This window comes from Bartonella sp. TT110JLCBS, assembly GCF_042193405.1.
GTDB lineage: Bacteria > Pseudomonadota > Alphaproteobacteria > Rhizobiales > Rhizobiaceae > Bartonella.
Window position 1 is genome coordinate 1 of the sequence record NZ_JBHILT010000320.1, and the last position, 538, is coordinate 538.

1 pseudogene is annotated in these 538 nt (G+C 39.6%); it reads right to left on the reverse strand.

What is annotated here, in order from left to right:
- Positions 1 to 538: pseudogene (locus tag ACFILW_RS11115) on the reverse strand (hypothetical protein); the annotation flags it as partial.

Genomic DNA, 538 nt, shown 5'->3' on the forward strand with positions numbered 1-538 from the left:
CAGCAAAGGCTTCCGCTACACTATTGTAGCTTTCCTCACTTTCTTTACCTTCCGCATCAACTTTCTTGATCACAAAATTTGGAGCCTTCCATTGTCCATCTTTATCATAACCTGCACCTCCACCAAAATAGGTCGCAAATGTCTGATTCATCGAATAAAGTTGGTTGCCAGTGATCGCTTCTGTTGAACCTTTAGAAATTTCTCCATCCAATAAAAACTTCAATTTGCTATTGTTTCTGTCCTTACCTTCCCCATGAAGAGCTACAAAGGCGTTATCACCCTTGCTCCACGATAAAGAATCTTGCGCAACACCTGCAGAAACTTCCTTAATTCGTGCATTAACATTCTTGATATTATCATCAAGACCAGTAAATGCACTACCAACATTATCAAAAGAACTGTCTGTTATCTTACCATCTGCATCAACCTTGGATAAACTATAAGTCGGTCCTGTAAACGCGCCATTATTAAAAGCTGCATTGCCCCCTAAATAAGTAACAACCTTATCATTCGTTTCAAAAAGCTGACTACCCGTTAC